Origin of the sequence: Nocardiopsis codii, assembly GCF_036327455.1 — a bacterium.
GTDB classification, from domain to species: domain Bacteria; phylum Actinomycetota; class Actinomycetes; order Streptosporangiales; family Streptosporangiaceae; genus Nocardiopsis; species Nocardiopsis codii.
In genome coordinates, this window is record NZ_JAUZMY010000002.1 from 422,801 (window position 1) to 432,397 (window position 9,597).

Genomic DNA, 9,597 nt, shown 5'->3' on the forward strand with positions numbered 1-9,597 from the left:
CGGACCGGGGCACGGAGGGTGCCGGTCCCCGGAGGGCGGGAGAGGGGCCTGCCGGTGCGGGGCGGCCCCGGCCCTGGCCGCCGCCGTCCACGGGGTGCCGACGTACCGACCGCGCGTCCGGGTTCGGGGGCCGACACCCCGCGGACCGCCCGGATCGGATCCGAACGGCCCCTCGTTGTTCGGAAAACGGACCCCTGTCGTCACTGAGTGGCACAATGCGAGCCATGTCCTCTCCTCACCCCCCGACCCCTCCCCCGCCCCCGTACAGCGTGGTCGAGCCCGCCCCGCAGCGGCCCCCGGGCGGCGCCGTCCCGACGGAGGGCGGGCCGGCGCCCGCCGCCCCCGAACCCGCGGTGCGCCCGGGCAGGCACTGGTACTGGGTGGGCGGCCTGATCTTCCCCGTCACCCTGGCCTTCGGCATCCTCCTCCTGGCGCCCGAGGACGACAGCCCCGCGGAGATCTTCTTCGGGATCGTCACACCGATCCTCGGCTTCTTCGTCGGTATGACCGCCCTCCTGGTCGTCTTCCTGGTGCGCTCCTCCCGGATCGCGGCCCTGCGCCGTGCGCGGTACCCGCGCCCGCACCCGCAGCAGGGCGCGTACGGGGGGCACGCCGCGTACGGGGCGGGACCCGTCCACGGGGGGCCGCCCCCTCCCCCGTTCCGGCCGCGGATCGACCCGGGAGCGGTGCGCCCGCGCGCCCGGTGGTTCTGGTTCGGCGGGCTGGCCGTCCCGGGCGGGATCGTGGTGGGAGCCGTCGCGATGTGGGCCGTGATGTCCTCCGGCAGCGCGCTCCCGGACTTCGCCGGGGAGGTCGAGACCCGCGGCAGCATCACCTTCGAGGTGGCCGAGGGCGAAACGGCGGCCTGGGGGCTGTGGGTGTCGCCCGGCGACGCCTCCTTCCACTACGACTGCGAACTGGAGGGGAGCTCCGCGCACGAGTACCCCTTCAGCTTCCCCGGCGTCGTCTACGAGTCCGACGGCTGGAAGCTGGTCGAGACCATCGACACCCCCACGCCGGGCGAGTACACGCTCGTCTGTGACGGGGACGCCGGCGTCTCCTACGCCGTGGGCGACACGGCCACGGCGGAGGCCGCGCACTCCCGCCGGAACTCCGGGATCGCGGCCCTGGTCCTGACGACCCTGGCCGGGGTCGTCGCCGGGACGACGATCCTCGTCGTCACGGCGGTCAGGCGGGGCCGGAGCGAGCGCCGCCTGCGCGAGGAGGCCTCGCGGAGGGCGGCCGATGCGCCCGGCGGCGGGCAGGGCCCCGGGCCGGGGCCGTCCGCACCGGCCGGTCCCCCGCCCGGCCCCGCACCCGCGGTCGAGGACGCGCGCTACCAGGGCTACGGCGTCACCATCGTTCCCCCTGACGGGGAGCACCGGCCCCGGCCGGAGTGACGGCGGCGAGGGGCCCGGCCCGCGGAGCGCTCTCCGGAGGCCGGGCCCCTTCCGTGTCCGACGGCGCGGGCGGGTGTCCCGTCCGCCCACCGGCGCGGCGGTGAGTGCGGACGTCCGCCGGTCCGGGGCCGACCGGCCCGCGTCCGGTCGCCGCACCGCCTCACGCGTGCGGGGAGCGGTGCCCGGCCGGGAGGTCCGGCGGGTCGTCCACCAGTGCGGCGAGCGCGATGGTCATCGCCACCCTGGCCTCCGGGTCGTCCAGCGGCAGGTCCGCGACCCCGCCCATGCGGCGCAGCCGGTACCGCACCGTGTTCGGGTGCAGCTCCAGCAGCTCCGCCGCCCGCCCCAGGTCTCCGTGCACGTACAACCACGCCCGCAGGGTGCGCGCGTAGTCCGTCCCGTGCTCGGCGTCGTGGCGCGCCAGGTCCACGACGGGGTTGCGCGTGGGCAGTCTCCCCGCCTCCGCCACCAGTCTCAGTCGGCGGAGCAGCACCGCGTGCCAGGCGTCGTCGTAGACCACCGGCCCCGCACCGCCCGGAGTGCCCGGCCCGGCTCCCGGCCGTACCCGCGCCTCCCGCCGGTCCGCCGCTCCCGGCACGCCCTGGGCGTGCAGGGTCAGGCACTCGTCCGCCTCCTGCCTGCTGGCAGGGAGCCCGGCCGGGTCCGCCGCGCCTCCCACCCCGGCGACGACCCCCAGCTGGTCCGGCAGTCCGCGCACCGTCGACCGCACCCACTCCACGGCCGGTGAGGGGTCGTTCCCACACGGCAGCACCGTGTACACGGTCGTGCCTAGCAGGGTGCTGCGCCCGGGCCGCGACCACCCGAAACCTGTGGTGACCTGCTCGAACAGGTGCAGTATCGCCGCCTCCGGCTCGGTTCTGGCCCACGCCTGGAAGGCAATCACCCGCAGGCCGGTGGCGAGCAGCCCGAGGCGGCCGGCCGCCTGGGCCGGATCCGCCGAACCCTCCAGCAGGTCGATCACCGACTCCGACTCCACCTGCCGCTCCAGGTCGCTGCTCACCCTGGCGCGCAGCATGTGCAGCCCCACGGTGTGCGCCCCCTCCCGCAGTGCGCGGGAGCGCTCGGCGCCCAGCGGGGCGTCGCACACCACCCACAGCGACCCGAGCAGCTCGCGACCCACCCTGATCGGCGCGGCGGTGCGCCCGCCCAACCCGAGTTCTGGCACTCCCGGCACGAAGCGGGGCTCGGCGGAGGACGCCAACCCGGCGAACACCCCGTCTGCGTCGAGCCGTTCGCGGACCTGCGCCGGGACCGCCCTGTCGACGACCGTGGCCCTGCGCACGCGGTCGGTGTCCCCCTGGGAGGCGGAGTAGGCGACGACGCGGGAGGCCCGGTCCTCGATCGTGACGGGTCCGCCGACCTCGGCGGCGACGGTGTCCGCCAGGGTGAACAGGTCGCTGGGTCCGCGCCCGGCCTCGGTCTCGCGGCCCTCCAACACGAGCCCGTAGACGACGCCGGAGATCTGGCTCCACGACACGGCGGGGTCGACGACGAGGAGGGCCAGTCCGCGCTCCCGCAGGTGTGCGCGCACGTCCTCCCCGGGGTCCGTGGCGGAGCGGAGGAGGACGACGGTGGCGCGGGCCTGCTCGGCGAGGTGGACGGCCTCGCCCGCGGAGTCCACGCCGACCGCGAGGAACGCGTCGCCCAGGGGCGGGGCGTCGTCGGTCGGGTCGTGCATGGCGACGCTGCGCAGTTCCCTGCGGCGCAGGCCCTCCGCGCCGACCAGGCGGGCGCCGTACCCGCCCAGCACGTTGACGAGCCGGTCGAGGTTGATCATCTCCCGCTCCCCCTCCCACCGTGATGTTGTCGCGAGTGCACAAAAACAGGTCACGGGAATGTCGGCTCAGGATAACCCCGACCCCCGCCGCCGTGGACACACTCGGTGATGAGCGGCAGCACCCCCCTCGCCGGCCCTCGCTGTGTTTCTCCACCCACGGACCGATCCGTGGCGTGGGCCCGTGAAGACAAGGAACGTTCCATGACCAGGACCACCGACCGATGGATGACCAGGGAGGGCTACGAACGCCTCCAGGAGGAGCTGCGAGTGCTGCGCGGCCTCCCCGACGACGACCCGGACACCACCGGGGCGGACCGGGGCGCGGGGAGCACAGTCCCCGCGCCCCGCTACATTCACGACCCGGCGGTGCGGCAGGCGCGCGTCCACACCATCGAGCGCCTGCTCAGCGAGGCCGTGGTGGACGAGGCCGCCCCCGACGACGGGATCGCCGCTCCGGGCAAGGTGCTCACCATCCGCTACGACGGCGAGGACGCGACAGAGGAGTTCCTGCTGGGCCTGCGGGACGCGTCCGTCGCGGACCGGATGACCGTGTACTCGCCGGAGTCGCCGCTGGGGGCGTCCCTGCTGGGCGCCCGGCAGGGTGAGCGGCGCACGTTCACCTCCCCGCGCGGCGCGGTCATCGGGGTCACCCTGCTGGGCGCGGAGCCGTACCGGGCCTTCGTGGCGGGCTGAGCCCGCCGGCCCCACGGACCGGGGCGGCCGCCCCCACGGGAAAGCGGGGTGGCCGCCCCTCGCCCGTCCGCCCGACTGGGAGGGCGGACGGGCCGACACGGCGGTGGTCCGGCCCCCTCGGAGGCCGGGCCACCGCCGGACCGCTTCACTGCCCCTGTGGCACTTGGGAAAGCGACCCCGTGCGCGGAGAACTCACGGGCGGCGCCGGGCTCCGCCTCAGCCGGTGGTTCCCCGGCGGCGGCACCGGACTCGCCGGGCCGAGAGGTGGCCCGGATCCGGCTGGGACACCCGCACGCCCGTGAGCCAAGGACCGCGGGGCCGTCCCGGGCGGGCCGACGCTCCCCCGGCCAGGAGCCGCAGGCCCCGGTGCCCGGACCGGCATCCGACCGCCCGGAGGTCCCGGTCACCCGGCCCGTGGGCCGCCTGCCCCGCGGAGGAGACGGCCGGCCCGGACCGCGGCCGGGACGGCCCGCACCGCGGCCGGGACGGCCCGCACCGCGGCCGGGACGGCGCGGCCCCCGGCCACAACCACGTTCCCCCGGCGCCGGAGGTAGCATTCTGACCCTCTCCCTCCCCTCCCCGGTCCCGACGGAGTCCCGTGACGTCCCACAGCCCCCCGTTCCCTCCCCTCCTCCCGGGCGACCCGCGGACCGTCGGGGGCTACCGCACCGTGGGCCGCCTGGGCAGCGGCGGCATGGGCGCGGTCTACGCCGCCGCGGACCCCTCCGGCCGGCTCGTCGCCGTCAAGCTGGTCCACGCCGACCTGGCCGCCGACCGCGACTTCCGTGCCCGGTTCCACCGGGAGGCCTCGCTGGTCCAGCGGGTGGTCAACCCCTGCGTGCCGCGGTTCGTGGCGAGCGACACCCGGGCCGACCAGCCGTGGCTCGCCACCGAGTACGCCCCGGGCCCGACCCTGCGACAGCACGTGGGCGAACACGGTCCGTTGACCGGCGCCTCCCTCCACGCCTTCGCCACCGGCGTCGCGGAGGCCCTGCGCGCCGTCCACGCCGCGGGGATCGTCCACCGCGACCTCAAGCCCGGCAACGTCATCCTCGCCGCGGACGGGCCCAAGGTGCTGGACTTCGGCATCGCCCGCGCGCTGGACGAGACCGCGATCACGCGGACCGGCGGCCTTTTCGGCACTCCGGGTTGGGTCGCCCCGGAACTCCTGCGCGGAGCGCCGCCCGGTCCGGCCGCCGACGTGTTCGCGTGGGGCGGCCTGGTGGCCTTCGCCGCCACCGGCCGGGCCCCGTTCGGGACGGGGTCCGCCGAGGCCGTCGCCCTGCGGGTGCTGGAGGGCCGCCCCGATCTCGACGGCGTGCCCGACGATGTGCTCGGCCTGGTGCGGGGCGCACTCGCCCGCGACCCCGGCCGCCGCCTCACCGTCCCCGCCCTCCTGGCGGGCCTCCTCGGGCCGCGCCTGGACACCGCCGGCCCCGAGGAGACGACCGCCCTGGTCACCGTGGTGATCGCGGACGGGTGGGAGGCTCCACCCGCCCCGACGGCGCCCGTCCCTCCCCCGTCCCGTTCCTTTGCGCCTCCCGCCCGGGGCGTGACGCCTCCGTCCGGGCAGCCCGGCAGCGGAGGGCGCCGGTGGCAGGTGGCCGGGGCCGCGCTCGCCGCGCTCGTGCTGGTCGTCGGGGGCGCCTGGTACGCGGGGGACCGCTTCGGCCGGGCGGGGCAGGCGGAGGGGGGCGAAGCCTCCCCCGGGGCCGCCGACGGGGCCTCCGACGGGGAGCTGGCGGTGACCGTCCCCGGCGACAACGTGATGATGGTCCTCGCGGACGCCTCCGGGGGCATGGGGGTCGCCGACGGGTTCGCCGGGTGGACCTACGAACCGCCCGAGGGGTTCGCCCGCGAGGACCACGCCATCGCGACCATGAACATCTACGTCACCTACCTCGACACCGCCGCCATGGAGGAGTCGGACGGCCTCACCGTCAGCGGGGAGATCACCTATCTGCCCGACAGCGGCGGCTACACGCTGCGCTCCGACGACATCACCCTCTACGAGGTCGGCCCAGGCCTGGAGTCGGTGCCCGACGACCCCGACGACGGCAGGGAGGGCTACCGCGTGGAGGGCCGGACCCTCGCGGAACTGACGCCGGCGAACCCCACCGCCGAGTTCGAGTTCGACGTCCCCGAGGCGCCCAGCTCCGTCCTGGTCGCCTACCGCCCCGACCCCGGGGAGGCCCCGAGCGGGGAGTACGCGGCCGACCGGAGCCAGGGCGCCTACATGTGCGGGACCGCCTGGACCCAGATCTCGACGAGCACCATGGACGGGTCGTTCGACGGTGACCCCTGCCCCGCCTTCGACGAGCTGACGGGGGAGGACGGCCTGTGAGCTTCGCACCCACCCGCCCCGGCGACCCGGCCGCCGTGGGAGCCTTCCGGATCGTGGGCCGGATCGGCAGCGGCGGCATGGGCACCGTCTACGCGGGGGCCGCGCGGCGGGGCGGGTACGCCGCCGTGAAGGTCATCCGGGCCGATCTGGCGGAGGACCCCGCGCTGAGGGCCCGCTTCACGCGCGAGGTCCGCCTGCTCCGACGCGTGCGCAGCCGCACCGTTCCCGCCTTCGTCGCGTCGGGCGTCGACGGCGGTAACCCGTGGCTGGCCACGGAGTTCGTGCCCGGTCGGACCCTGTCCGACCACGTGCGGCGGCACGGTCCGCTCACCGGTCCCCCGCTCGACGGGCTGGCGGTCGGGACCGCCGAGGCGCTGCGCGCCGTCCACGCCGCCGGGATCGTCCACCGCGACCTCAAGCCCGGCAACGTCATACTGTCCCCCGACGGGCCGAAGGTGCTGGACTTCGGCATCTCGCGCGCCCTGGACGAGACCGCGCTGACCAGGACCGGGGGGCTCTTCGGCACGCCCGGGTGGATCTCGCCGGAGACGCTGCGCGGGTCCCCGCCCTCGCCCGCCGCCGACGTGTTCGCCTGGGGCGCGCTGGTCGCCCACGCCGCGTCGGGGAAGCCGCCGTTCGGGACGGGGCCGGCGGACGCCCTCGTGTACCGGGTGCTCAGGGAGGAACCCGACCTGTCCGCGGTCCCGGCCCGGATGCTCCCGCTCGTGGCGTCCGCCCTGGACAAGGACCCGGCACGCAGGCCCACCGCGTCCCAGTTGGTGTCGTCCCTGACGGGAAGCCCTCCCGGCCTGACCTCCGACGAGGTGGCGGCGTCCGTCGGCAGGGTCCTGGACCGCTCCTGGCTGGAGGTCGGGGCGGCCGTCCCCGCCGCACCCCGGCCCCCGCGCTCCCGTGCGCTCCTCGCCGCGGGCGCCGCCCTCCTCCTCGTGTCGGCCGTGGTGGCGGGCGGGGTGGCGGCCCGCGTCATCGCGACCGAACCGGGCGGGGCCTCCTCGCCGGGCGGCGCAGCGGAACCCGGGGACGAACCCGCGCGGGACGGGGCCGACGCGGAGGCGCACGTCGGCTGGACGCGGTCGGACGTCAGTATGGAGGGGCACAACGTCGAGTGGTGGACCCAGTCCCGGACCGGTGTGGACCTGGTGGTGGCCCCCGCCGGGGCCGCACCCGGCGACCGGCCGTCCTTCGCCGCCTCGCCCGACTCGTTCGAGAGCTCGTTCAGCATGTCCGTGGACTCGGTCGACGCGTCCCCCGGCGGCGTCCGGTTCTCGTTCACCGTCGACCGCATGGAGGTCGACCTCGGCGGCGACGTCCCGTCGATGCTCGCGGTGACCGCCGGGGAGGAGCCCCTGGCGCCGTCCGAGGTGGAGGCCGGCGGAGAGGTCGGGGCGGGCAGCACGTTCGCGCTCACCTTCGACGGGGCCCCTGAGCAGGGCCTTCTCGTCCTCGCGAGCCCGGACTACGTCCCGAACGTGTCCGGGATCCCGCCGACAGGGCTCTGCTACGACGCCCCCGCCCGGACCCTGTCCTCCTACGCGCCCTCGTGCGACGAGGGGTCCGCCACCGGGTAGGGCGTGACGGTGCTGGCGTTCTCGTTGACCAGCAGCGCGCGCCCCGCCGGCGGGAACGCCCGCTGGGGGCGGGCCGACCGCTCTCACACCTTGCAGCCGAGCCCGATCGGGGTGGCCGCCCGGACACCGGCGAGCTGTGGCACAGGATCCGCACGGTCGAGGACCCGGAGTGGACCAGGAGGTACCACGCGACCGACCCGGCGGAGAAGGCGTTCGGTGGCCGCGTGGTGGTGGAGCTGGCCGACGGCGTGGTCTCCGGACCGGAGCAGGACCGGTTCCTCGGCCTCGTCGACCGCCTCCCCGAGCTCACCGCCGAGGAGGTCCGTCTGCTGTCCTTCGAGGGGACCGGGCGACCGCGCCCGGCGACCTCTCCGGATCGAAGGGGATCTTCTGATGCTGCACGCCCGTACCGCCCCGCACGAGAAGCGCCGCGCCCTGCGCGAGGCCCTGGCCTCGGGACGCCTGCTGCGCGTCCCCGGGGCGGTCAACCCGCTCACCGCGGTCCTCATCGAGGAGCTCGGCTTCGACGGCGCCTACGTGTCCGGCGCGGTGGTCGCCGCCGATCTCGCCCTGCCCGACATCGGCCTCACCACGCTGACCGAGGTCGCGACCCGGGGCGGCCAGATCGCCAGGGTCACCGACCTGCCCACCCTCATCGACGCCGACACCGGGTTCGGCGAGCCCATGAACGCCGCCCGTACCGTCCAGGCCCTGGAGGACGCGGGGCTCGCAGGGTGCCACCTGGAGGACCAGGTCAACCCCAAGCGCTGCGGCCACCTGGACGGCAAGGCCGTCGTGGGGACGGACGAGATGGTCCGGCGGATCCGCGCGGCCGTGGGCGCCCGCCGCGACGACGGGTTCGTCGTGTGCGCGCGCACCGACGCCGCCGGGGTCGAGGGGCTGGACGCCGCGATCGAGCGCGCGCGGGCCTACGTGGACGCGGGCGCCGACATGGTCTTCCCGGAGGCGATGCGCGGCCCCGCCGACTTCGAGGCGTTCCGCGCCGCCGTGGACGTCCCCCTGCTCGCCAACATGACCGAGTTCGGCAAGAGCGAACTCCTGACCGCCGAGCAGCTGGAGTCCCTCGGGATGAACATGGTGATCTACCCGGTCACCACGCTGCGCCTGGCCATGGGGGCGGTCGAGGACGGGCTGCGGACCCTGCGCGACGAGGGGACCCAGGCGGGCCTCGTCGACCGGATGCAGACCCGCAAGCGCCTGTACGAGCTGCTCGACTACCCCGCCTACAACGCCTTCGACGGCGACGTCTTCAACTTCACGATCTGAACGGATGTGGTGGGCAGGGCCGACACGGCGATCCGCAAGGGGCTGGCCGGGGTGGTGGTCGACACCACCCGGATCTCCATGGTCGACGAGGAGACCGACTCCCTGACCTACCGCGGCTACCCGGTGCAGGACCTGGCCGCGTCGTGCTCGTTCGAAGAGGTCGCCCACCTGCTCCGGTACGGCGAGCTGCCGACGGCCGTGGAGCTGGGGGAGTCCCGCGCCCGTGAGCGCGCCGGACGGTCCCTGGACCGGCACACCCTGGAACTCCTGGGGAGCCTCCCCCGGACCGCGCACCCCATGGACGTGCTGCGGACCGCCATCAGCTACCTGGGCGCCGACGACCCGGCCGAGGACGACAACACGGTCGCGGCCGACCAGGCCGGGGCGATGACGGCCGCGCTGCCGACGATCGTCGCGGCCGGCCACCGCCGCCGCCGGGGCTGGTGGCAGGTGGCAGGGGGCTGACTGGAGCCGGGGGCGGGGCCG

General features: G+C 75.9%; 7 protein-coding genes. 6 read left to right on the forward strand and 1 reads right to left on the reverse strand.

Features of this window, described 5'->3' with window-relative positions; genetic code table 11:
- Positions 1–224: 224 nt before the first annotated feature.
- The gene (locus tag Q8791_RS03765; RefSeq protein ID WP_330090118.1) at positions 225–1,400 is read left to right on the forward strand and encodes a hypothetical protein; all 1,176 of its coding nucleotides are present in this window, start codon (positions 225–227) and stop codon (positions 1,398–1,400) included.
- 160 nt (positions 1,401–1,560) lie between these two features.
- On the opposite strand, the gene Q8791_RS03770 is transcribed toward Q8791_RS03765, so the two are convergent.
- Positions 1,561–3,198 carry a PucR family transcriptional regulator gene (locus tag Q8791_RS03770; RefSeq protein ID WP_330090119.1) on the reverse strand — a complete coding sequence of 546 codons (1,638 nt, stop codon included), beginning with the start codon at positions 3,196–3,198 and terminating at the stop codon, positions 1,561–1,563.
- A 201-nt stretch (positions 3,199–3,399) separates the two neighbouring features.
- Here Q8791_RS03770 and Q8791_RS03775 point away from each other — a divergent pair, with 201 nt between their 5' ends.
- The 5 genes from Q8791_RS03775 (at position 3,400) to Q8791_RS03795 (ending at position 9,576) form a co-directional block, all read left to right on the forward strand.
- Complete coding sequence (locus Q8791_RS03775; RefSeq protein ID WP_330090120.1) at positions 3,400–3,891, forward strand: GreA/GreB family elongation factor; 492 nt, start codon at positions 3,400–3,402, stop codon at positions 3,889–3,891.
- A 598-nt stretch (positions 3,892–4,489) separates the two neighbouring features.
- A complete protein-coding gene (locus Q8791_RS03780) occupies positions 4,490–6,235 on the forward strand; it encodes a serine/threonine-protein kinase (RefSeq protein WP_330090121.1) in 1,746 nt (581 codons plus the stop codon).
- Complete coding sequence (locus Q8791_RS03785) at positions 6,232–7,824, forward strand: serine/threonine-protein kinase (protein WP_330090122.1); 1,593 nt, start codon at positions 6,232–6,234, stop codon at positions 7,822–7,824. The genes Q8791_RS03780 and Q8791_RS03785 overlap by 4 nt, the downstream gene beginning before the upstream one ends.
- Positions 7,825–8,217: 393 nt before the next feature.
- A complete protein-coding gene (prpB, locus tag Q8791_RS03790; protein WP_330090123.1) occupies positions 8,218–9,111 on the forward strand; it encodes a methylisocitrate lyase in 894 nt (297 codons plus the stop codon).
- A gap of 9 nt (positions 9,112–9,120) precedes the next feature.
- On the forward strand, positions 9,121–9,576 hold the full coding sequence (locus Q8791_RS03795) for a citrate/2-methylcitrate synthase (RefSeq protein ID WP_330090124.1): 456 nt from the start codon (positions 9,121–9,123) through the stop codon (positions 9,574–9,576).
- The last annotated feature ends 21 nt before the right edge of the window (positions 9,577–9,597 follow it).

Bases quoted from the DNA above. Each gene is read 5' to 3' on its own strand.
- Q8791_RS03770 (WP_330090119.1), bottom strand. From the start codon at position 3,198: ATGATCAACCTCGACCGGCTCGTCAACGTGCTGGGCGGGTACGGCGCC.
- Q8791_RS03775 (WP_330090120.1), top strand. From the start codon at position 3,400: ATGACCAGGACCACCGACCGATGGATGACCAGGGAGGGCTACGAACGC.
- prpB (WP_330090123.1), top strand. From the start codon at position 8,218: ATGCTGCACGCCCGTACCGCCCCGCACGAGAAGCGCCGCGCCCTGCGC.
- Q8791_RS03765 (WP_330090118.1), top strand. From the start codon at position 225: ATGTCCTCTCCTCACCCCCCGACCCCTCCCCCGCCCCCGTACAGCGTG.